Genomic DNA, 24,240 nt, shown 5'->3' with positions numbered 1-24,240 from the left:
CCTCAAAATATGCAACTATTCGACGTTTACCCCCTTAACGATATAGAAATTACCAAAGCAGCCGGCAGCAATGTTTGGGATGCTAACGGACAACAATATTTAGACTTATACGGCGGACACGCTGTAATTTCCATTGGCCATACCAACTCACATTATGTAAGCCGATTAACCGATCAGTTAAACAAAGTTGGTTTTTACTCCAACTCTGTTAAAATCCCTTTGCAGGTGCAACTGGCTGAAAAGCTGGGAGAAGTATCGGGCAAAAAGGATTTCCAATTATTTTTATGTAATTCAGGAGCAGAAGCAAATGAAAATGCGCTTAAACTCGCCTCGTTTTATAATGGCAGAAAAAAAGTAATAGCGTTTACAGGCGCTTTCCACGGACGTACTTCTCTAGCGGTTGCTGTAACCGATAACCCTAAAATTGTAGCACCGGTTAATCAGACCGAAAATGTGATCTTTTTGCCGCATAATAACGAGGTGGCTTTAGAAGAAACTTTTAAAGCGCAGGGTAACGAAATCTGTGCGGTAATTATTGAAGGTATACAAGGTGTTGGTGGAATTAAAGAAGCATCAAAAAGCTTCCTTCAAAAAATCCGTTCACTATGCGATGAGTACAATGCTGTTTATATTGCCGATTCAGTACAATGTGGTTATGGCAGAACAGGTTTGTTTTACTCTCACGATTGGGCCGGCGTAGAAGCTGACGTATATACCATGGCAAAAGGAATGGGCAACGGATTTCCGGTAGCCGGAATTGCTATAGCCCCTAAATTTAAACCTTGGCACGGCGAATTGGGTACAACCTTTGGCGGTAACCACCTGGCCTGTGCTGCGGCTTTGGCTGTGCTGGAGGTGATGGAGCAGGATAACCTAATGAAAAGCGCCGAAGAGGTGGGGAATTATTTAATTGCCGAATTAAAGAAATTTGAACAGGTAAAAGAAGTTCGTGGCCGTGGTTTAATGATTGGTATCGAATTACCAGAAGAGCTGGCGCATGTAAAAAAAGAGCTGTTGTTTAAGCATTTCATCTTTACCGGCGAGGCAAAGCCCAATGTGATCCGTTTACTGCCAGCATTAAATTTAACCAAAGCGCATGCAGATGAGTTTTTGCAGGCATTTGGAAAGTTGGTAAAATAGGTAGAGGGCGGGAAGGCAAAAGGCCGAATGGTGTAAATGCAAAGCCAAAAACTTTAATATAAATCAAGCGGTGATAATCGCATTTTATAAATTTTTGAGTGTTGGAAGGTTGTCAAAAAATCTTCAGCCTTTCAACCCTCAACCTTTAACCTTAAATCATGAAGTTATTCACTTCCGTACATGATGTTCCGAGCATCAAACAATTTGTAAATGATGCATTGGCATTAAAAGCCAATCCTTATGCACATCAGCATTTAGGTAAGAACAAAACCCTTGGATTGGTTTTCATGAACCCTAGCTTACGTACCCGTTTAAGCACGCAAAAAGCAGCCTTGAATTTAGGGATGAATGTGATGGTGATGAATCTGGATAAAGAAGGCTGGGCTTTGGAAACGCAGGATGGCGTAGTGATGAATGGTTCTACTGTAGAACATATCCGTGAGGCTGCTGCCGTTATGGGGCAGTATTGCGATATTCTTGGGCTGCGTTGTTTCCCGAAATTAAATAATCGGGACGAAGATTACAGTGAGGATTTTTTCAATAAGTTTGTGAAATACTGTGCTGTGCCGGTAGTGAGCTTAGAGAGTGCAACACGCCATCCCTTGCAGAGTTTTGCTGATATTATTACCATTCACGAAACCTGGACTAAACAACCTGACGGCCGCAAACCAAAAGTAGTTTTGGCATGGGCGCCTCATGTTAAAGCACTCCCACAGGCTGTTCCCAATTCATTTGCAGAGTGGATGTGTAAAGCGCAGGCGGAGGGAATGATCGATTTCACGATTGCTCAGCCAGAAGGATATGAACTTGCAGAAGATTTTACACCGGGTGCCAATATCCAATATAATATAGAAGATGCCCTGGTTGGCGCTGATTATGTTTACGTAAAAAACTGGAGCAGTTACAAAGAATACGGAAAGGTATTAACTTATCCGGATGGCTGGATGATGAATAACGAAAAGTTAAAAATCACCAATGATGCAAAAGTGATGCACTGTTTGCCGGTTCGCCGAGATCTGGAATTATCATCAGAAATTTTGGATGGTCCAAATTCATTGGTAATCCACGAAGCTGGAAACCGCTTATGGGCCGCACAAGCCGTCATTAAAGCGGTACTGGAGGAGTTGTAAATTCTATAGCTTCGGTTCGTGTCCTCAAGAACCGAAATCATTAAAATAAAAAATTAGGGTGGTTAGTGCATATACGAGCCACGGCGAACATACATGATGAAGCAACTTACGATCATAAAAATAGGTGGAAACGTAATTGATCATTCAGAAAACCTGCACCGGTTTTTACTGGATTTTACAGCACTGCCAGGAGATAAAATTTTAGTGCACGGCGGTGGAAAAATCGCAACCGAAATGGGCGAATCGCTGGGCATTGAAGCTAAAATGGTTGAGGGCAGAAGAATAACGGATATCGAAACCTTGCGCATTGTAACCATGGTTTATGCCGGATTGATCAACAAAAATATGGTTGCCCAATTACAGGCCAAAGGTAGCAATGCCATTGGCTTAACCGGTGCTGACGGAAATATTATTCAGGCGAAAAAACGCCCTGTTAAAGACGTTGATTACGGTTTTGTTGGTGATCTGGATGAAAACTCTGTATCAGCAAGCACGTTAGACAACCTGTTGAAAGCAGGATTGGTTCCAGTTTTATGTGCCATTACACACGATGGCGAAACCCAATTGTTGAACACCAATGCTGATACTATTGCTTCGTCTGTAGCAGTGGCATTGTCAGCTTTATATGAAACAAGATTGGTATATTGCTTTGAGAAAAAAGGTGTACTAAAAGATGTAAATGATGATGCCTCTGTGGTAAGAGAAGTTAAAACAGATGAATTTGAAGGATTAAAGGCTGATGGAACGGTAGCAGGTGGAATGATCCCAAAATTACATAATGCCTTTGAAGCCATCAAGAAAGGTGTTTCAGCAGTATATATCGGAAAGGCCGATGAGTTGGCTGAATTGGCAACGGGTACTTTTGGTACCAAAATGCTGAAATAAGGCGGAAGGTATTAAGGTTGAAGGCACAGGGTTGAATCATTGCATCAATGTATTGCTCAGAGAGGAAAAGAAACCGATTAACCACTGCTTTTGCAAGCTAAACCTGATAGAAACGGAAATACTTTTTTAGCTGTAGCTGTAATTAACTGTCATGCTTAAAAAGATTGAAGTGGATAGCAGGACTGACCTTAATAGTATTACCGAAACTGCTTTTCAAATAAACATTAATTGATTAATCGGTGAAGTCACCAAAATCTTTGTAATCAAATGAAAAAAATAGCCATTATTGGTAGTGGAAACATCGGTTTATCTTTAGCGAAAGGATTGGTTAAAGCCAATTTTGCCCAGGCTGCCGACATTACCCTTACCCGTAGAAATACTGACCATTTAAAATCTTTTGCTGAAGCCGGCTTTAAGGTTAGCCAAGATAATAAACAAGCGGTTGTTGATGCGGACGTTGTCATCCTCGCTGTTCTGCCCCAGCAGTTAAACACGGTTTTAGAAGAAATTCAAACTTCGGTTATCCAGGCTAAACATTTGGTTATTTCGGTAATATCGGGGGTGAGCTGTGCGGCTGTTAGGGAAAAACTAGGTGATGGTGTAGAAGTGGTACGGGTAATGCCAAATACGGCAATTGCCATTGGCCAGTCTATGACTTGTATGGCCAGCGATAATGCGTCAGTAGAAAATATTGCTGAGGTAACCAGAATGTTCGAAACTGTTGGGTCTGTGGTAAAAATTAATGAAGATCTGATGACCTCTGCAACAGCACTTTGTGCCTGCGGTATCGCTTTTTTCTTGAGGGCGATCAGGGCTGCATCGCAAGGTGGCGTAGAAATTGGTTTCCATGCTGATGAAGCGTTGAAAATGGCTGTTCAAACGGCTAAAGGCGCAGCCGATTTACTTTTATTACATGGAACACACCCGGAATCAGAAATAGATAAGGTAACTTCGCCGAAAGGTTGTACCATTGCTGGTTTAAATGAAATGGAACATAATGGTTTTAGTTCGTCGTTGATAAAAGGTATTAAACTTTCGGCTTTGAAAGCGGGGAATTTGTACACAAAAGAAGGTTAAAGGTGTAAGGTTGAAGGTGTAGGGGTTTAACGCTATCCTGATGCTTACTGTTAACTACTTGATACTATATGTTACTAGAAAATATACAAAAGGAAAGTCTGGATCTGCTGAGGCAATTGATTCGCATCCAGTCTTTCAGTAAGGAAGAAGACCGGACTGCTAATTTAATAGCCCAGTTTTTGGAAGAGAGAGGGGTTAAGACCCAGCGTAAGATGAATAATGTTTGGGCCTATAACAAGCATTTTGATGCCAGTAAGCCAACTTTATTGTTAAACTCACACCACGATACGGTTAAACCGAACTCAGGTTATACCCGCGATCCATACGATGCAGCAATTGAAGGAGATAAACTTTTTGGCTTGGGCAGTAATGATGCTGGTGGTTGTCTGGTTTCTTTAATCGGAACATTTTTGTACTACTACGAGCAGGAAAACCTGAAATATAATATCTGTTTGGCAGCTACGGCTGAAGAAGAAATTTCGGGCAATAATGGCTTGGAACTGGTATTGCCTGATTTAGGTGAACTTGAATTTGGTATTGTAGGTGAGCCTACCGAAATGAACTTAGCTATCGCTGAACGTGGCCTGCTGGTGTTGGATTGTGTATCGCACGGTAAAGCAGGGCATGCTGCCCGGGAAGAAGGGGAGAATGCGATTTACAAAGCGTTGAAAGATATTGAATGGTTTAGAAATTATCAGTTTCCCAAAGTATCAGAAGTTTTTGGTCCGCTGAAAATGACCGTAACGATCATTAACGCCGGTTCGCAGCATAATGTAGTACCCGCTAACTGTACTTTTACGGTTGATGTAAGGGTAACAGATGCTTACACCAATGAAGAGGTATTGGAAATTATCCGCGCAAACGTAGATTGTGATGTTACACCACGCTCCATCCGTTTAAAACCTTCATCTATTGATAAAAACCATCCGGTTGTGCAGGCTGGGGTAGCTTTGGGCAAAACAACTTACGGCTCGCCTACTACATCTGATCAGGCTTTATTGGATATTCCATCTGTAAAATGTGGACCGGGTTTTTCAGGTCGTTCGCACATGGCCGATGAATTTATATATGTTAGAGAAGTAGCAGAAGGAGTGGAAGGATACGTGAATATGTTGAAACCAGTGGTTCAAGGTTGAGGGTTTTAAGGTTGAAGGCTTAAGCTTTGGGTGCCTGACTTGAATGTTTGAATGCCTGGTGTGCTTTGTGAAACTCAGTGAACGCTTTAGTAGAAATAGAAGAGCTTTGCGCGCTTTGCGAAAAGCCTGGCGCCCTTTGCGGTTAAATAAATTAAAATGAAAATTTGGCAAAAAAATATTGATGTTAATCAGTTTGTAGAACATTTTACCGTAGGTAAAGACCGCGAACTCGATCTGCAAATGGCAAAGTTTGACGTGCTGGGGTCACTGGCGCATACTGAAATGTTGGAAAGCATTAATTTGCTTACTGCAGAGGAATTAAAAACCATTCAGCAGGAACTTAAAAATATTTACGCTGAGATTGAAGCCGGTAATTTTAGCATCGAAGATACGGTTGAAGACGTACACTCGCAGGTAGAGTGGTTGCTTACCCAGCGCATTGGCGAAGCAGGCAAAAAAATCCACAGCGGGCGTTCACGTAACGATCAGGTTTTGGTTGATTTAAAACTATTTTTCCGTGCCTGCATTGAAGATATGGTTAAACAGACGGCTACTTTGTTTAATCAGTTGATCGAGCTGAGCAATGCCCATAAAGATAAATTATTGCCAGGTTATACGCATCTGCAGATTGCCATGCCATCATCATTTGGTTTGTGGTTTGGCGCCTATGCCGAAAGCCTTGCAGAGGATATGGAACTGATGCTTGCCGCCTGGAAAATTACCAATAAAAATCCACTGGGTTCTGCTGCAGGTTATGGCTCATCATTCCCATTAAACAGAACGTTAACGACCCAATTGTTGGGTTTTGAAAGCTTAAACTACAATGTGGTTTATGCACAAATGGGACGCGGTAAAACCGAAAGAATCCTGGCACAGGCCATGAGCGCAGTTGCCGCAACGCTTGCAAAAATGGCCATGGATGTTTGCCTCTTCATCAACCAGAATTTTGGCTTCATCAGTTTTCCACCTGAATTGACAACAGGCTCGAGCATTATGCCACATAAAAAAAATCCTGATGTTTTCGAACTCATCCGTTCGCGTTGCAATAAAATTCAGGCTTTGCCAAATGAAATTGCCATGATGATTACCAATCTGCCATCTGGCTATCACCGAGATTTACAGTTATTAAAGGAAAATCTTTTTCCAGCCATTACTTCGCTTAATGAGTGCCTGGAAATCGCCACTTTTATGTTCCAGAACATCACCATAAAGGATGATATTTTAAAGGATAAAAAGTACGATTACCTGTTTAGTGTTGAAGTGGTTAATGAACTTGCCTTAAAGGGTATTTCTTTTAGAGAAGCTTACAAAATAGTTGGTGAGCAGATTGAAAATGGTACATTTGCACCATCTAACCAAATACACCATACGCATGAGGGAAGTATAGGCAACCTGTGTAACGAGCAGATTACCGATACCATGAACGCTGTACTCGCACAGTTTGGTTTTGAAAAGGTGAATAAAGCAATAGCAGATTTGGTTAGATAGAACTTGATAAATTTGTAATTATGACGACTTTGCCAATAGAAATTAAGAATAAGGACAAAGGTTTTGTTAAAGAACCGCTTAACAATATTGGTGTAAAAGTTAAATCAGAACCAACGAGCGATATAACAGCTGAAATTGCTGAAGCCTTAAGAGAGCTTAAAGAAATGCAGCAAAGAAAACGACTAAGCTTAAAGGATATTTAAAATTAATTAAAGCATTATAAATGTGCTGGTTATCAGCATTCAATATACAAATAAATGAAAGTTTCAGTAATAGCCAACTCATTAATAGGCTCAGAGATTATAAAAATTGGTAATGAAGTTAACGAAATGAAGCGCAAAGGCGCATCGATTGCTAACCTGACCATTGGCGATTTCGATTCGAATATTTACCCAATACCAACTGAGTTAAAAGCTGGGATTGTGGAAGCCTACAATGCCAACCAAACCAATTATCCGCCTGCTGATGGTGTTTTGCCTTTACGGGAAACGGTTTCGGAATTGTTGAAAGACAGATTCGGACTAGAATACAATACCAATAGTATTTTGGTTTCAGGTGGCTCACGTCCTTTAATTTACGCTACTTTTCTGGCATTAATTGATCCGGGTGATGCGGTGGTTTTTCCTGCGCCATCATGGAATAATAACCATTATTGCCATTTAACATCCGCAAATGCCATAGCAGTTGAAACCGATGCAGCCCATCATTTTATGCCAACTGCAGCCCAGTTAAAACCGCATTTAAAAGGTGCAACTTTATTGGCATTATGTTCGCCTTTAAATCCAACAGGTACCATGTTCGATGCTGATGCTTTGGCTGAGATTTGTGATGCGGTTTTGGAAGAAAATGCAACCAGAGGTGCTGATGAAAAACCACTTTACCTGATGTACGATCAGATTTATTCGCTTTTAACTTTTGATAAAGAACATGTAAATCCAGTTTCACTACGTCCGGAAATGAAACCATTTACCATTTTTGTGGATGGTAGTTCTAAATGCCTTGCTGCAACAGGTGTACGTGTGGGCTGGGGATTTGGCCCGGAGGATATCGTAAACCGGATGAAAGCACTGGTAGGCCACATGGGTGCCTGGGCGCCAAAAGCAGAGCAGATTGCCATGTCTGACTATTTTAACAATAAGCCGCAGGTTGATAAATTCTTAACCGGTTTTAAAGCACAGATACAAGACAGCTTAAACGCGCTTTATAAAGGCTTCAACGATTTAAAAGCTGAAGGTTTTAATGTAGACGCAGTGGAGCCGATGGGTGCCATTTACCTGACGATCAAAATTGATTACATCGGTAAAACGACCGAAGATGGTCAGCTTTTAAAAGATAGTGCAGATGTTAACTTTTATTTGATCAAAGAGGCGGGGGCCGCTTTGGTACCTTTTTCTGCATTCGGAAATGAGCCAGGTATGCCTTGGTTCAGGGCATCAGTAGGGGCTTGTACTTTACAGGATATAAAAGATATGCTACCTAGAATAAAACTGGCTTTAAGCAAATTGAAATAGAGAATCTGAACACTTCATCAAACAAATCAGATGGTGGAGTGTTCAAATAAAAAATCTCATTTCACGCTTTTATGGAACCCAGATACACCCCTCAAGGTTACGCTTCGACATCAGCTATTCTGACTACACTTGCCATTGGCATATTGGCATCATTCATTCTTCCGGTTTTCTACATTATCCTCGGAAGGCTTATTCCCAATATTTGGTTCATTGCCATTATCGCTTTGCTTCTAGGCCTGGGTTTAGGATTTTTTATTGATCTTGGTGTTAAGATCGGAAAACTCCGGAATAAAAAAATCGTTACCATTATTGCCATCTTTTGTGGATTATTTGCCTTTTATATCCAATGGGTATTGTTTGATGCCATAGCTTATAGCAGGAAAGGTTTTACTTTTAACCTGAATGGCAATGATTTAAAGTTTTTGGCTCAGGATTTCGTTTTCCTTTTTACGCACCCACATATTCTCGCCCAGGAAATTATTAACCTGAACGAAATCGGTACATTCCGCATCCAGGGTACAGGCACAGTTAGCGGTGTATTATTATGGATCATTTGGGCGGGGGAATTTTTGGTGATTATCGATGGGGCTGTATATGGTGTTTTGAATGGTCGGGTTATTTATCCTTATTCTGAAATTAATGATGATTGGATGAAAAGGCGGAAAATTAGCCATCGCATTCCTCTGGTAGAAAATAAAGAAACAATTTTAGAAGCATTAAATCAGCGAAATTTTACGGTTTTACAGGATCAGCCTTCATTAATAAATGCAACTGATTATTCCGAAGTACTGATTTTTGAATCTATTGGTGATCCAGTTAAGTACATCAGCGTGGTAAATGTGTCAAACCCTACAGGAAAGGCGAAAGATAAAAAATTAACAAGTATCCTAAAATTTTATCCGCTTCAGAACGCTAATGTTTAATTAAAAGAATCTGAACTTTTCAGAAGATATATTCAAGAAACTGTCGTCACCCTGAATCGAGCCTTACTGAGCTAACCTAAGCTAATATATTTCAGGGTCTATGCTTGATAAAGGATGCTGAAATAAATCCGATTGCTATCGGATCAGCATGACGCGACTCCTAACTTAGAAGCTATAAAAAGTAGATACTTGCTGCAAATAATAGCGAGAAACTCAGGTTAATAATCTTTAAATTTGTATATTAGTTTAAAATCAAATTGATATGGAAACTTACCTTGTACACCCGGATAAAATAAAAGGCTTTAAAGGCATTTCTTAAAGCTTTGGATGTTCCTTATGAAATTAAAAAGAAGGATGCCTTGCCTGAGCATGTTGAGTCAGGAATAAGAAAAGGACAAGATGATATCAAAGCAGGTAGAAGTTTTTCTTTAGCAGAATTTAAAGATAAAATCTCTACAATCTGATGGCACCCCTGCCTGTAGTCATATCAGAAACAGCATTAAAAACTTTTGAGTCAATCTGTGCTTAGATAAATGAAAGATTAGGGGCAAAAGCATTAACTGATTTTAAAAAGAATACCATTAAAACACTAGAATTAATCGGCTATTCACCGTTCATTTATAAACAAACTGAATTTGATCCTAACATCCGACAAGGATTAATTAAAAAGCTTTCTTCTGTATTTTATGAAGTCAAACCCGATCGAATAGAAGTTCTTTTCTTTTGGGACAATACGCAAGAACCCATGTTTTTCTAATTTTTTATTCCAACAACATAAAAAACCTCGAAGGTTTGAAAACCAACGAGGTTATTAGGTTTTAGACTGACGACTGAGGACCAAGGACTCCAAACTCCCAGCTCCGAACTCGAAACTAATCCTCCCTGCTTCCATCATCAGCCATTCTGACCATTTTAGGTTCGAATTTAGCGATCACGTCAACCAGTTCAGTTTGTGCTGCCATTACTTTATGGATGTCTTTATAAGCCATTGGAGCTTCATCTATACCTGCGCCAATTAAAGTCACATTATGATCTTTCAAAATCGCTTTCATATCCGATTTGGTAATCGATTGAATCGCTTTCGTTCTGCTCATTTGTCTACCCGCGCCATGCGAAGCCGAATTGATGGCGCTGGTTTCGCCTTTCCCTCTCACCAAAAATCCTGGGGCAGTCATACTTCCCGGGATAATCCCCATCACCCCTTTTCCAGCGGGCGTAGCACCTTTACGGTGAACAATTACCTCCTCGCCATTGATCAACTCTTTCCAGGCAAAATTATGGTGGTTTTCTACCTTGGCTAAAACTTTTGCACCAATGGCTTTGGTTAACCTTTTATGGATTACTTCATGACAGGCAGAGGCATAATCGCCAGCTAAGTTCATGGCAATCCAGTATTCTTGTCCTTCGGCGGTATCCAGATCCAAATAAGCCAGGTTTGCAGCCTCTTTTGGAAGTTTACAAATCTCTTTGGCCAGTTTAGTATAATGACCGGCAATGGTTGCGCCCAAGCCACGTGAACCGGAGTGGGTTAATAAAGCCACGTAACGACCTTTATCGATATTTAAAACCTCATCGCGTTCGGCAAAATCAATAATCCCCCATTCTACGAAATGGTTACCACCGCCAGATGTACCTAATTGCGCCCAGGCTTTTCCATGCAGGTTTTTAAGGAAGTTAGTTGAAGTAAAAGCTTCGCTATCCAATACTTCGTGTTCGGCTTTTTCCAGACCTCTAAACTCCCTCCCGGCTCCGAATTTTGTAAAAGCAATCAACTCGCGTTTGTACATGGCATCCTTACCAAAATAATGCTTCTCTGGGATATCAAAAATACTCAGCGCCATTCGGCAACCAATATCAACACCGACTCCATAAGGAATAATGGCATTTTTGGTAGCCAGTACACCTCCGATTGGCAGGCCGTAACCCTGGTGTGCATCGGGCATTAAAGCACCAGCAACCGATACCGGCAATTTCATGGCGATATCCATCTGGTTCCTGGCGCCTTCTTCAATGTAATCAGGGCCAAATATGGCATAGGGTTTTGCATCATTTACAAGGGCGATGGTTTCGTCTTTTGGCGCATTGGCTTCTTCAATCATGGCTGTTGCCAATGGCTTTAAAACCGGATCATCCAGAAAACTTTCGGGATAATCTTTTACTTTTTTAAACAAAGCCAGCAATTCTTCTTCTTCAATGGCTAAAAAATTTGTTTTCAAAGTATCTAAGGCCAGACCCAGTATTTTTCCTTCGGAGTAACCTATTTCGATCAGGTGGTTACCTGTTAAGTTGTTTTTCATTTTTCGTTTTTTTAATCAGCATAGAGTTCTGATCTCATTTCAACAAGTAAAGATTCTATTAAGCTTGCATCTGGTTTATCCATAAGCTTGCTTTTAATCGTTTCTTGTTCAATTTGTTCCATTAGAAATTCTGCTTTTTTTAATACTTCATCGTAATCGAGCTCCCCTCTCTTGATCGTGAGCAACTCTTCACGGTTTGGCCTTTTAACATTTAATTCTCCATCTCGAACAATTTCAAGTGCCACTTGTAATAGCCTAATGGTATGCATCATGTTTTTTGAATCATAATCCTTACCGTGGTTTTTATTTAAACGATACCGATCCTCATTTCGTTTTTCTACCCATTCCCAATATTCATTATATTCCTTACAGTAAGACGAATAGCTATCTTTATTGAAGAAGAAATAAGCAATTTCATGTTCTCCTGTGGGAATTGATGAGATAGAAACGTCATTTGCCGCTTCCTTGTTGGCAATCCCTTTGTAATTCAACTTCTTCTCTTCATCATAAAACAAGGCATAGAGATCCTTAGCATTGGGAATTTTTGACAATCCACAGTTAGCTTGCGGAATACTGTTTTTTGCAAACCAGGTTTTTGCTCTTACAGATGAATGGTTTACTGTGATGAAACAAAAATCCAATATTGTTTTCCGTGTTTTAGGCATTGGGTTTAATATTTTTTTGTTTAATCCTTTCGCCTTTCTAATCTGCGTTAACGCATATCCGCCGAAGGTATCTTTGCATAATTTGGATAAGGGCATCGTAATATTTAATTTATCCATTACTGGATGCTTATATAAAATGCAATCTTCAGGAGTTGCTAAAATCTCCAGGATGTTTGGATTATTCTTTATTAGTAATTCTATAAAACGACCAATTTCATAATAAACCTCATCATTACTTTCATTGCTGATTTGTGGAATATACTTCAATCCAAAAAACATTTCTTTCGGCATATAATATATCCCTTTAATGTCAGTATCTGATTGAGGCATATCCAATCCGTAAGCCTTGCTGCCGCTTAAACATTCAAATAAAAGCAGTTTTTGATCCTTTAAATCTTTAATTGTCATAACGGTTTATAGTACTTCTAAAGAAGGCATCAAGCATTTCTGTATCAAAACTCTGTTTGGGCAGAGCTTTAGCTCTTTCAGCACAACTTTTAAATTCATCATCAATGTATATGCGCAATTTTGGGTCTATTTGGATTATAAATGCCTCAGCAGAAGTAGATTTTAATATAATCAGATCTTTAACCAATGTTCGAAGGTGCTCAGGCATTAAGTTTAAAAGTGGACCAATGGTCATTGGAGCAATCGCATTTTTCTCTAAACACCACTTTGCAGAAAGCAAAGGACGGAGTATGTAAAACAGCTTTTTGATCTTGATTTCGTCGCCATTTATAACAGTTTCCAATGCGCCATGTGCTATTCCTAAATAGTGGTTAATATTTGTTTTTTGATTAAAATACGACTGGCACAATGTCCATAATTCATTTCTGAAATGATCTTGTTCTTCATACACAATAGGCGATTGTAGCCACTCAAACGGTGTAGTATTCGATTTTCGGATTAGTTTCAGTACCTTCTTTAAATCCCAACCGTAAATATCAAGTTCATCGTTGATAGGAAAACCCAATTGATCACTCTTTTCTGAAATAGAGAGATAGTGGTTAATCTGGCGTACGTAAATAAAACGCACATCAAAATCGCTGTCTGGTGACGGAAATTCCCATCCCCGGCTACCTGATTCGCAGGCAAATAATATCTTGATCCCATTTGCCTTTTCTATTTCTGCAAGCTTGTTTATGATGGTGTTTTTCATTTTATTCCTCATTAATCCCTGGCAGGAAACATTCACCTGCCAGGGGCTTCTAAATTTAATTTATTTTACAAAGATTTGCTTCAATTGATCCACAATTTGGCCGCTGCCCGATAAACTGATGTTATTGATCTTTTCCGCGATCTTCTCCACGTACTCCATCTCTTTCAGCTTATACAACATCGAATTTTCTTCCATTAATTTGGCGGTGTTCAGTAGACTTCTGGTGGAGGCCGTTTCTTCTCTTCTGGTAATGATATTGGCTTGTGCCTTTTTTTCGGCAACTAAAACCTGGTTCATAATCTCTTTCACATCGCCTGGCAAAATAATATCTTTAACACCACAATTTGTTAATTTTACACCCAAATCGGCTGCTTTAGCCAAGGTTAAATCCATTACTTGTTTGGCAATTCTCTCCTTACTTTCCATCAATTCATCAAAAGTCATCAAACCAACCGACTCTCTTAAGGCCAATTGCATGGTAATGTACAATTGTTTATCAAAATCTTTGTTTTCCAATAATGCTTTTATGATGTCATCAACCTTATATTGAATACTGAAGTTTACCCTCAATTGTGCCTTATCCTTTGTTAAGATTTCCTGGCCGATAATTTCCATGTTCAATTGTCTCATATCGGTTTTTAAAACCTGGATATTAATCGCATTTTTCCAGTAAACATAGTTTCCGGCTTCCATCACCTTTTCAAATTTGCCATCAATAAATAATAAGGCTTTTTCAAATGACTCCACCTTATAAGCCCTGATATAATTTAACAATGGTACTTTCTCTAATAAATTTTTATCGATCGTCTCATCAATGTTGATGTTACTAATATTAACTTTTACAAAGTGATATGCAGACAAACCTTTCCAGATGGCATGCTTGCCCGCAGTTAAAAGACTTTTGAAATTTCCGTTTCGGTAAACCAGTGCCAGCTCGTTATCGGCTATATCTACCACATGCACCAGGTTAATAAAATCAGTGTTTGTTAACAGCACTTCTAATTCTGCTAGGGTGAAAAAATAGTCTTTTCCCATGTCGTACAAATTGATATCTTCTCCAAAACCTAACCAGTAAGTTCCTGATGTCAGTACGCTTTTTAATTTTCCTCTTTTAAACACCAATCCAACATCATTGGTGTTAATGGTTACTCTTTTCATTTTTTTGATGTTAAGATTTATAATTATTTAATTGTTTTGCTTACAAAGCCTTGTAAAAGCACATTCATTTGGTTTTTGCGGAAATAAATTGAATCCTGATGTGTTTAAGAGTGAAATTATTTTTTCAGTTAGCTGAAATCCGGGGATTGATTCTAACGTTTAAAATAACCTGACTTTTAAATCAGTTCGTTCATCGTTTTATTTTCAAAGCAAAAGCAAATTTGCCTTTCAGGAACATAAAAGAACCGTTAAGCAGAATGTGGTTTTACAGGCTAATCCATGAGAAATTTGAAGTATCTCTTCTTTTAAGATGGAACCTAAATCCATTGCACTACCCTTATGCGATTCCAAGGTTGAGTTGGAAGCAGGATTCGAACCTGCACTTTGGGGTTGTTGCTCTAACCAACTGAGCTATTCCGGATTGCTCCGAAAGTGGGATTCGAACCCACGGCACACAACGTGTTCAGACAAAACTATCACCATCCTGACCAGTATATTTCATGCTATTGCATAAATACTTTGGGGCTATACAGAAACCGTCAACAGGGATCATTTTGGGGTAGTGTTGCCATTCCGGTTATTAACCGGAATTTCTTTATGTACTGATTTACTCAAACTGTTTAAATGCTGCCGTTAACCCTGTTCCGCAGATCCGGAACAGGGGGCTTCGTATAAAGTACTACTCGGAAATTGAGTAGTACCCATGAGAGCGCGTATTATTCAAACAGTTTACTTTTGCTGTAAATCAGTTGTTTATTATTAATATTTTTCAAAGAACTTCATCACCGACTGGCGACATGACAAAGATGCCACCAGCCCTGCGCGGAGGAATTGCGCAGTTGGAAGTTTTTAAATGAATTTTATTTAACTGATTGATTTTTAGTTTAATAAAATTTAATTTTCGATTGAATTTGTGTTTTTGTCGCCCAATTGCGCAATTGTATTGCGTAGTTTTATGAAACTTAGTTATCTTTAACAGAGACTTAAATGCCAGATTTTTAACTTCGATCGTAAAACCGACAAAATGGCCATCAATAAATTAGCCCTTATCCGTTACAAAACCATCGACGATTGTTTGCGAAACCGCTTTCGCAAATGGACGCTTGATGATCTGATTGAAAAGGTTGCCGAAACCCTTTATGAGTTGGAAGGCATTACCAGTGGAGTAAGTAAGCGGACCATACAGGCCGATATTCAGCTGATGCGAAGCGATAAGCTGGGTTACAATGCGCCTATTATAGTTAAGGATAAACGGTTTTACGCTTACGAAGATCCTGGGTTCAGCATTACAAAAGCACCCATTAACCATGCCGATGTAGATAAAATGAAAGAAATTGTGGGCGTACTCAAGCAGTTTAATGCCTTCAATTACTTCGACGAGATGAGCGATATGATTGCCCGTTTAGAGAACAACCTTTACAAATCGACCAAACAGAGTGGTAACAACATCCAGTTGGAAAGCAATAAGCTGGTGAAAGGGCTGGAATGTATCCCGCCGCTTTACCAGGCGGTTCTAAATAAACGTTCACTATTGATTGAATATAAATCATTCAAGGCACAACAGGCCCAGCAGGGCATTTATTTTCCATACCTGTTAAAAGAGTATCGCAATCGGTGGTTTTTGATCTGTAAGGCTAAAAAACGGCCTGGAATCTTAAATCTGGCCTTGGATCGTATTGTTGAATTTCAGGAATTGCCAAATGAAACTTTTGTCGCGTATGAAGGAGTAGATTTCGATCGTTATTATGATGATTTAATTGGGGTAACCAAAAGCGAAAGAGACCGGCCACAAAAAGTGATTCTGGAATTTACGAATGACCATGCCCCTTATGTCATGACCAAACCTTTACACACTTCGCAGGTGGTGTTAAATAAAAATGCCAGTACGACTACGATCAGGATTGATGTTGTGCTGAATTATGAACTGGAGCGCGAAATCTTAGGTTTTGGGGAGTGTGTTAAAGTGCGGTCGCCAAGGTTGCTGATTGCTAAGATCAAACGCCGTTTAGAACAGACCTACAAACAATATGACATAACTGACGAAAAACAAGAGACGAAGACTTAAGAATTACAATGGGTTAAACGTTTTACTATTTGGGTTCTTATTTGTACATTAAGGGCTTAATAACCAAAATGAGCAGAACCAAATATATCTTATCTATCCTGATGACTTGTTCTTTAGGCGTATTTGCACAGCAAGCTACCCCGCAATGGCGACCCAGTTACCATTTTACAGCACCAACTAACTGGCTTAATGACCCTAACGGATTAATTTATCTCAATGGCGAATATCATTTGTATTACCAGTACAATCCATTCGAAAATAAATGGGGACATATGAGCTGGGGGCATGCAAAAAGTAAAGACCTGGTCAACTGGAAGCATCTTCCGGTTGCCATTCACGAGAAAATCACAAAAGATACCACTACCATGATTTTCTCTGGTTCTGCAGTTCTGGATAAACAAAATGTGAGTGGTTTAGGGAAGGGTAGAGCACCGATTCTCGCATTTTACACGGCTGATTTACCTAAACAACGTAACGAATCGCAGTATATGGCCTACAGCAACGATGGTGGTTTAACTTTTACCAATTATGCGAAAAATCCCATCATCGATTTGGATAAAAAAGACTTCCGCGATCCAAACGTGTGGTGGCATGAAGCGTCTAAACAATGGATCATGACGGTGGCGATGGTTGATGAACATCAGGTCCGGTTTTATGGTTCGAAAAACCTGACAGACTGGACGATGCTGAGCGATTTTGGTAAACAAGGCAATCAGGGTAGCGGTTGGGAATGCCCTTTTATCATTCCGTTGGCGGTTGATGGAGATAAGAACAATACCAAATGGGTACTCATGATTTCGCTCTTTGGGCCGAAAGGTCCAACCATGCAGTATTTTGTAGGTGATTTTGACGGCAAAACTTTTAAAAATGATAACGATGCGCAATTAACTTTGCTGGTTGATGATGGAGATTCGTTTTATGCCGCTATTCCGTGGAATAGCGCACCAAATGATAAGCGCATCCTCTTGGGCTGGTTGCAGCCAGGGGGTAAAGAAACCGTTCCCTGGAAAGGACAGATGTCTATTCCAAGAGATTTAGCCTTAAAAACTACGCCGAATGGAGTAAGACTGTTTCAACAGCCGAGTTCGGTTATTGCGGGTAACCTTAAAAAACTTGCACGAAACCGAATAATTTCCAAACAGAATCTGGTTGTTGGTGGCGAAATGAAACTGGGTGAAATCACAAATGCAAACTGGATTGAAGCAGAGTTTGATCTGCATGATGTTAAAAGTGCGGGCTTTAAGCTGGCCCAATTAAAAGATGAGCAAGGAAAAGTGATTAAAGAAATTGAAGTAGGCTATCAGGCCGGCAAAAATGAACTTTACGTCGACTGTTCGCGATCAGAAACGGGTATCAAAAACGAGAAAAATATTATTCAAACGGCCAGAATAAATCCTGTTGGTGGTAAAGTGAAAATGCAAATCCTGATTGATCAATCATCGCTTGAAGTTTTTGGTAATGACGGTGAAAAGGTGATTTCGACCATGATTTTTCCCGATGAAAAGGCAACCGGGATTACGGCATTCTCAAAAGATGGAAAAAGTATGCTAAGCGGTTTAAAAATCTGGGATTTGAGTAGGGAATGATAATTAGCACTAATCGTCATTGCGAGGAGGAACGACGAAGCAATCTTTCAAGCTAACGATTGTTCCTGTAAAGATTGCTTCGTGGGCTGAAAAAGCCTTCTCGCAAAGACAGAAGTCTGCTCAGACGCCGAATCAAAAACTAACTCTTAAACTCGCTCGTCTTATGGAAATCGATATCAGGATAATCCTGTTTGGTTAAATTAATCATGTACTCACTATCCGACAGGTAAACCGGGTTTGCCTCTTTATCAAAGCCGATGTGTTGTTGTTTGCGTTTTACAAACTCATCCAGTTTCTTTTTGTCTGCTGAAGTTACCCAGCTAGAACGGGTATAACTTAATGTGCGGAAACGGCATTTTGCACCATATTCATGTTCTAAACGGAAGTTGATCACCTCAAACTGAAGCTCGCCCACCGCACCAATTACTTTCCGGTTGCCCGGCTGCATCACGAACAATTGTGCCACACCTTCATCAGTTAACTGCTCAATACCTTTTTCCAATTGTTTGGTACGCATTGGGTCCATGTTTTCCACCTCTTTAAAAATAGATGGAGAGAAGCTTGGAATTCCTTTAAACTGCAGTTTTTCACCTTCCGTTAAAGTATCGCCAATTTTGAAGTTTCCGCTATCGTATAAACCCACCACATCACCTGGCCAGGCCTCTTCAACAATACTTTTCTCATTGGCCATAAAATCCATCGGATTAGAGAATTTCAGTTTTTTGTCCTGGCGCGTGTGGTAATAGAATTTATTGCGCTCAAATTTACCAGAGCAAATCCTCAAAAAGGCAATCCGATCGCGATGTTTAGGATCTAAATTGGCGTGAATTTTAAATACAAAACCGCTAAAGTTTTTTTCTTCTACCAACACATCGCGTTCTTCGGCTTCACGGTGACGAGGGCTTGGTGCGATATCTATAAAGGTGTCTAAAAGCTCTTTAATCCCGAAATTGTTAATCGCGCTGCCAAAAAAAACAGGTGCAACTAAACCTTCTGTATATAAATCTTTATCAATTTTGCCGTAAATACCATCAACCAGTTCAACATCATCTTTTAAAGTATTGATCTCGCTTTCTTTCAGGTAATCCAGCAGCGAGTTATCGTTTAGGTCATTAACGGCAATAACCGAATCAGTCACTTTGGTTTTATCAGAATTAAATAAATTTAAATGCTTGTTATAAATGCTATAAACGCCTTTAAAAGTATGTCCCTGCCCAATAGGCCATGAAAGTGGGCATAAACTGATGTTCAATTTTTCTTCAATTTCATCCAATAAATCATAAGCCTCTTTACCTTCCCGGTCCATTTTGTTGATGAAGATAATCACAGGCGTGTTCCGCATGCGGCAAACAGACATGAGCTTCTCGGTCTGTTCCTCCACACCCTTTACACAGTCGACTACCAAAATTACACTATCCACAGCAGATAGCGTACGGTAAGTATCCTCGGCGAAGTCTTTGTGACCAGGTGTATCCAGAATATTGATACGTTTACCACTGTATTCGAAACCCATTACCGAGGTGGCAACAGAGATGCCCCTTTGCTTTTCAATCTCCATAAAATCGGAGGTATTGCTCTGGTTGGCCTTATTTCTTTTTACCGCACCAGCCGTATTGATCGCACCGCCAAACAGCAGAAACTTTTCTGTCAGCGTGGTTTTACCGGCATCGGGGTGGCTAATAATGGCAAAGGTTTTACGTTTTTCTATTTCAGGGTTAAGCATAATAAAATTTTGGATATAAAAGATGATGAAACCTTGTTAAAGGAATTTAACAGCGATAAGATTTGAATATTGTTGTTTCATCAGGCTGCAAAGATAGGGAATTTGGTTAACTGTTTTAAGTGGTTAATTGTTTAATTGAAAACTGATTGCAATTTTTAAGATTGAAAAGCAGTGGCAGTGGTTCTTTTGTTGTTACAGCCCTGCCATCCACTATAGCTCCGATTGGAGAAATCGGAGGCTGCCGTTCCTGTCAGGTTTATGCTCATTCTGTAGTCATTCTATTCAGGTTTTTGAGTTCCACAATTAAGAAATTATTGATTAATTAAAGATTCTGACCAAAAAATATCAGCCTAAAATTAAAATTTCTCATTAATCATTCTTTAGTTTTGTGCTAAAATGTTTAGCTTTATTTATCCTCCCTGATTTAGCAAACTAAAATTTTATTGCAGATGCCTACATTAGAAGAAACTTCTATGCCCGCTGAGATCGCGGCTAAATTTGTGAATTATACCTCTAAACACGTTTTTTTAACAGGAAAAGCGGGAACAGGTAAAACGACCTTTTTACGCAAACTGATTCAGCTTACGCATAAAAAGGCGATCATTTGCGCACCAACAGGTATAGCGGCCATTAACGCTGCCGGGGTAACTATACATTCCCTTTTTCAGCTGCCTTTTGGTGCTTTTTTCCCTGATGCGGCTGGAAATATCATCAATCAGCAAATCTCCTTTAACTTTAATACCCCTCGTACGCTGGTCAAGCATTTAAACATGCAGGGCAATAAAAGACGCCTCATCCAGGAGCTGGAACTGTTGGTGATTGATGAGGTAAGTATGCTGCGGGCTGATATGCTGGATGCCATTGATTTTGCACTGCGCTATATCAGGAGAAGTAAAAATGTACCGTTCGGAGGTGTACAGCTCTTGTTTATTGGCGATTTGCACCAGTTGCCGCCCGTGGTTAAAAACGACGAATGGCGGGTAATGGCCGGGTTTTATAAAAGTATTTACTTTTTTGATGCACTTGCACTACAGAATAATCCGCCGGTTTACATTGAGCTTGATAAAATTTACCGCCAGGATGATGCTGTTTTTATTGATCTGTTGAATAACCTGCGGAACAACCAGATTACCCCACAGGACACGGCATTATTGCAAAAGCATTTTATTCGTGATTTTAAACCTGCGGCTGATGAAAATTACATCACTTTAACCACTCATAACCATAAGGCCGATAGCATTAACAGGGAAAGACTAACCCAATTGAAAACAAAATCATATTTTTTTGAAGCTAAGGTAACCGGCGAATTTAACGAATACGCTTATCCCAACGAAAAAAGTCTGGAACTAAAAGTTGGTGCGCAGATTATGTTTATTAAAAACGATATGACTGCCGAAAAACGTTACTACAATGGAAAAATAGGTGTGGTGCACCACATCGAAAAAGATGTGGTCGAAATTGAATTGCCTGAAGATCATACAGTGATCCAGATTTCGCCTTATACCTGGGAGAACGTAAAATATAAACTCAACGAGGCTACTAATGAAATTGAAGAGAATGTAGCCGGTTCTTTTGTGCAATATCCAATCAAGCTGGCCTGGGCCATTACGGTACATAAAAGTCAGGGTTTAACCTTTGATAAAGCCATTATCGATATCGGCGATGCTTTTGCGCCGGGGCAGGCTTATGTGGCGCTTTCGCGCCTTAGGTCACTCAAGGGGTTGGTATTAACCTCGCATCTGCGAGAAAGTGGTTTGCAGCAAGACCAGAACATCCATTATTTTTCTAAAACCAAACAGCCTGCTGAAGCGCTTAACCAGCAGATTAGTGCCGAAAGTTATGATTTTATCAAGACCTATCTGCTATCGGCTTTTGATCTGAATTTGGTGCGCTATTATTTTAAAGAACACATGCAAACTTTTGATAAAAGTGAGGCTAAATCAACCAAGCAACGCTATGATGATTGGACAATGGAGCTGTATAAGGATTTCCAGAAAATTACAGCCACCGCCGATACTTTTATCAATCAGCTTAAAAATTTGTTCGCCCAGCAAACCGAACATACTTTGTTCAATGTATCCAAGCGGGTACAGGCTGCGGTAAAATATTTCAGTCCGTTAATTAGAGAGGTATCGGATAAATTTTTAGCACAAATTGAAGCCATAAAAGAAGAAAAACAGGTTAAAACTTACCTGACCGAATTGCTTGAACTGGAGATTTTGATTTATGAACAGTTAAAGAAAATTCATAAAAGTAGGGCATTGCTCGAAGCGATTATTGATGGAAAAGAGTTTAGTAAAGCTGATACCGATGCACTTTTAAACACCGTTGAGAGGGAAGCAAAATTGAAGAAGGCAATCACCCTCAAAGGTATGGCACTAAAAGTAAGAACTGCAACGGAGAAGAAAAAGAAAGAGCCAAAGCCTGATACCAAACTGATCAGTTTTGAATGGTATAACGCCGGTAAAACATTAGATGAAATTGCAAAAGAGCGGGGTTTATCACTGGGAACCATCGAGGGGCATTTAGCCTACTATGTTTCTACGCAGCAACTGGATGTTACAAAGCTGGTAAAGGCTAATAAAATCCGGAATATTACGGATGCTGTTGAAAGCCAGAAAACAAAATCGATGGCGACCATCAGAGAGTTTTTAGGTAAAGATTATTCTTTCGGCGAGATAAAAATGGTGCTGGCGTCATTGTTTCCTTCGGAAGAGTAACATGCTTTTACCGCAAAAGGCGCGAGTTCATTTTACCACCGAGTAGACAGAGTTAAAGCACAGAGGACACAAAGTTATGGGAGAAGATTTACTAACAAGGACCATTATTGGGCTGGCAATAGATGTTCATACGGCGCTTGGCCCAGGCTTACTTGAAAATGCTTATAAGGAATGTTTGTTTTATAAAATTGATCATGCAGGTTTTCGGGTGGAGAAAGAAAAGATAATGCCTTTAGTTTTTGAAGATATAAAATTGGATTGTGGTTATCGAATAGATATTCTGGTAGAAGATAGATTGGTTTTAGAATTGAAAAGTATTGAACGATTGACGGATATTCATTTAGCACAAACCCTTACGTATATGAAATTGGGTGGTTATAGATTCGGCCTTTTAATGAATTTTAATGTACTAAGATTAAAAGATGGAATTAGGCGACTAGTGAATGGTTACTAACTTTCTCTGTGCAAACTCAATCTACCTTCTAGCTGAAATTTTATGTAAATCATGATACATTTAGGATTCATTCGATCTATCCCAAAATGCGCTCTTTTTCTCTGTGCAAGCTCAATGCACTCGGTGGTTAAAAATGTGAATAAAATCTGTGTTTTCATTAAACTTTAAGCCTTTTCTGGTTACAATTTAAAATATTTATCTTAGCATTCGTGGAGAAAGTTAAAGTTTTAGCGCAGTATATGCCTGAACCAGCGGCACCGCTAATTGCCAAATGGATTGATTATTTTCAATGCGAGTTTAAAATCGCTAAAACACGTTCTACCAAACTAGGTGATTACCGCCACCCTTTCGGTGGTAAAGGCCATCGTATTTCAGTTAATTTTAACCTCAACCATTATGCTTTTCTGGTTACCACGGTACACGAATTTGCCCATTTGTTAACCTGGAATGATTTTAAGAACAAGGTAAAACCACACGGAACCGAATGGAAGAAAAACTTTCAAAGGATGATGGTTCCTTTTTTTGATATGAATATTTTTCCTCAGGATATCCATCAGGCGATAGACAACTATATGTCGAACCCAGCCGCTTCAAGCTGTTCTGACTTACATTTATCGCGGGCCTTAAAAAAATACGATAGCAATACCACCGAAACCTTGCACGTAGAGCAACTGCCAATTAATGCCACCTTTAAAATCAAAGATGGCCGTCGTTTTACCAAAGGCGAACGGATCAGAAAACGTTACCGTTGTGTTTGTTTAGATGATAAACGGGTTTACCTGTTTAATCCCTTGGCGGAGGTTTTTGTGATAGAATAATATTGATTTGCTGTCATTCTGAATGCAATGAAGAATCTTTTGCAACATAGCTCTGCAGTTACATTTTGCGTATTGAAAATACCTTAGATCATTAGGTTAACGTCATTTGAAGTATTGATAGTAAACAGATTCTTCGCTGCGCTACCATTGACGTTAACTTTTAATTAATTGATAATTAGTCACTTATGAAATATGCATTTCCATCCAACAAGGCCTTCGCACTGGGTCTCCGTTCTACTTAAGTCCGGCCTAACAAATTTTTCGGACTCCACCGACCAAGCCCTATTACTGGCTTTGAAAGAAAA

General features: G+C 39.6%; 20 protein-coding genes and 1 tRNA gene. 15 read left to right on the top strand and 6 right to left on the bottom strand.

The genetic code is table 11. From position 1 onward, the window contains the following. The first annotated feature begins 9 nt into the window (after nt 1–9). From QZ738_RS00390 to QZ738_RS00345, 10 genes are all read left to right on the top strand, one after another. On the top strand, nt 10–1,140 hold the full coding sequence (locus tag QZ738_RS00390) for an aminotransferase class III-fold pyridoxal phosphate-dependent enzyme (RefSeq protein ID WP_293782828.1): 1,131 nt from the start codon (nt 10–12) through the stop codon (nt 1,138–1,140). Between the two features lie 158 nt (nt 1,141–1,298). Then, a complete protein-coding gene (locus QZ738_RS00385) occupies nt 1,299–2,270 on the top strand; it encodes an acetylornithine carbamoyltransferase (RefSeq protein WP_293782826.1) in 972 nt (323 codons plus the stop codon). Nucleotides 2,271–2,366: 96 nt separating this feature from the next. Continuing rightward, nucleotides 2,367–3,155: an acetylglutamate kinase gene (gene argB / locus QZ738_RS00380; protein WP_293782890.1), complete on the top strand. Its 789-nt coding sequence runs from the start codon at nt 2,367–2,369 to the stop codon at nt 3,153–3,155. Between the two features lie 267 nt (nt 3,156–3,422). Beyond that, on the top strand, nt 3,423–4,232 hold the full coding sequence (gene proC, locus QZ738_RS00375) for a pyrroline-5-carboxylate reductase (protein ID WP_293782824.1): 810 nt from the start codon (nt 3,423–3,425) through the stop codon (nt 4,230–4,232). A gap of 68 nt (nt 4,233–4,300) precedes the next feature. Next, nucleotides 4,301–5,368, top strand: coding sequence for a M20 family metallo-hydrolase (locus tag QZ738_RS00370; RefSeq protein ID WP_293782822.1), 1,068 nt, complete (start codon nt 4,301–4,303; stop codon nt 5,366–5,368). Between the two features lie 156 nt (nt 5,369–5,524). Next, entirely contained in the window at nt 5,525–6,856 is a 1,332-nt protein-coding gene (gene argH / locus QZ738_RS00365; protein ID WP_293782819.1) for an argininosuccinate lyase, read from the top strand. 20 nt (nt 6,857–6,876) lie between these two features. Further along, nucleotides 6,877–7,059 (top strand): hypothetical protein, encoded by a 183-nt coding sequence (locus QZ738_RS00360; RefSeq protein WP_293782816.1) that lies wholly within the window; start codon nt 6,877–6,879, stop codon nt 7,057–7,059. 54 nt (nt 7,060–7,113) lie between these two features. Continuing rightward, complete coding sequence (locus QZ738_RS00355) at nt 7,114–8,367, top strand: aminotransferase class I/II-fold pyridoxal phosphate-dependent enzyme (protein WP_293782813.1); 1,254 nt, start codon at nt 7,114–7,116, stop codon at nt 8,365–8,367. Between the two features lie 71 nt (nt 8,368–8,438). After that, nucleotides 8,439–9,290, top strand: a complete 852-nt coding sequence (locus QZ738_RS00350; RefSeq protein WP_293782811.1) for a hypothetical protein — start codon at nt 8,439–8,441, stop codon at nt 9,288–9,290. A gap of 323 nt (nt 9,291–9,613) precedes the next feature. Continuing rightward, nucleotides 9,614–9,754, top strand: coding sequence for a hypothetical protein (locus tag QZ738_RS00345; protein WP_293782809.1), 141 nt, complete (start codon nt 9,614–9,616; stop codon nt 9,752–9,754). Nucleotides 9,755–10,162: 408 nt separating this feature from the next. Here QZ738_RS00345 and QZ738_RS00340 read toward each other — a convergent pair whose 3' ends face one another. From QZ738_RS00340 to QZ738_RS00320, 5 genes are all read right to left on the bottom strand, one after another. Next, nucleotides 10,163–11,587, bottom strand: a complete 1,425-nt coding sequence (locus QZ738_RS00340; protein ID WP_293782806.1) for an RtcB family protein — start codon at nt 11,585–11,587, stop codon at nt 10,163–10,165. An 11-nt stretch (nt 11,588–11,598) separates the two neighbouring features. Further along, complete coding sequence (locus QZ738_RS00335; protein WP_293782804.1) at nt 11,599–12,660, bottom strand: nucleotidyltransferase domain-containing protein; 1,062 nt, start codon at nt 12,658–12,660, stop codon at nt 11,599–11,601. Beyond that, entirely contained in the window at nt 12,650–13,411 is a 762-nt protein-coding gene (locus tag QZ738_RS00330) for a nucleotidyltransferase domain-containing protein (RefSeq protein ID WP_293782802.1), read from the bottom strand. Before QZ738_RS00330 ends, QZ738_RS00335 begins: the two co-directional genes overlap by 11 nt. Before the next feature lie 60 nt (nt 13,412–13,471). After that, a complete protein-coding gene (locus QZ738_RS00325; protein WP_293782800.1) occupies nt 13,472–14,569 on the bottom strand; it encodes a slipin family protein in 1,098 nt (365 codons plus the stop codon). A gap of 359 nt (nt 14,570–14,928) precedes the next feature. Continuing rightward, nucleotides 14,929–14,987, bottom strand: a tRNA-OTHER gene (locus QZ738_RS00320). Between the two features lie 606 nt (nt 14,988–15,593). Here QZ738_RS00320 and QZ738_RS00315 point away from each other — a divergent pair. Continuing rightward, entirely contained in the window at nt 15,594–16,634 is a 1,041-nt protein-coding gene (locus QZ738_RS00315; protein WP_293782798.1) for a WYL domain-containing protein, read from the top strand. Between the two features lie 68 nt (nt 16,635–16,702). Then, complete coding sequence (locus tag QZ738_RS00310; RefSeq protein WP_293782796.1) at nt 16,703–18,220, top strand: glycoside hydrolase family 32 protein; 1,518 nt, start codon at nt 16,703–16,705, stop codon at nt 18,218–18,220. A 139-nt stretch (nt 18,221–18,359) separates the two neighbouring features. On the opposite strand, the gene QZ738_RS00305 is transcribed toward QZ738_RS00310, so the two are convergent. Continuing rightward, on the bottom strand, nt 18,360–19,943 hold the full coding sequence (locus QZ738_RS00305; protein ID WP_293782794.1) for a peptide chain release factor 3: 1,584 nt from the start codon (nt 19,941–19,943) through the stop codon (nt 18,360–18,362). A gap of 449 nt (nt 19,944–20,392) precedes the next feature. On the opposite strand from QZ738_RS00305, the gene QZ738_RS00300 reads away from it, so the two are divergent. The 3 genes from QZ738_RS00300 (at nt 20,393) to QZ738_RS00290 (ending at nt 23,935) form a co-directional block, all read left to right on the top strand. After that, nucleotides 20,393–22,663 (top strand): helix-turn-helix domain-containing protein, encoded by a 2,271-nt coding sequence (locus tag QZ738_RS00300; protein WP_293782792.1) that lies wholly within the window; start codon nt 20,393–20,395, stop codon nt 22,661–22,663. Between the two features lie 76 nt (nt 22,664–22,739). Continuing rightward, entirely contained in the window at nt 22,740–23,117 is a 378-nt protein-coding gene (locus QZ738_RS00295) for a GxxExxY protein (protein WP_293782790.1), read from the top strand. Nucleotides 23,118–23,326: 209 nt separating this feature from the next. Further along, nucleotides 23,327–23,935: a SprT-like domain-containing protein gene (locus QZ738_RS00290; RefSeq protein ID WP_293782788.1), complete on the top strand. Its 609-nt coding sequence runs from the start codon at nt 23,327–23,329 to the stop codon at nt 23,933–23,935. Nucleotides 23,936–24,240: the final 305 nt, after the last annotated feature.

It is taken from the genome of uncultured Pedobacter sp. (assembly GCF_913776295.1).
Taxonomy (GTDB): domain Bacteria; phylum Bacteroidota; class Bacteroidia; order Sphingobacteriales; family Sphingobacteriaceae; genus Pedobacter.
This window is presented reverse-complemented; position numbering and strand designations above follow the sequence as displayed.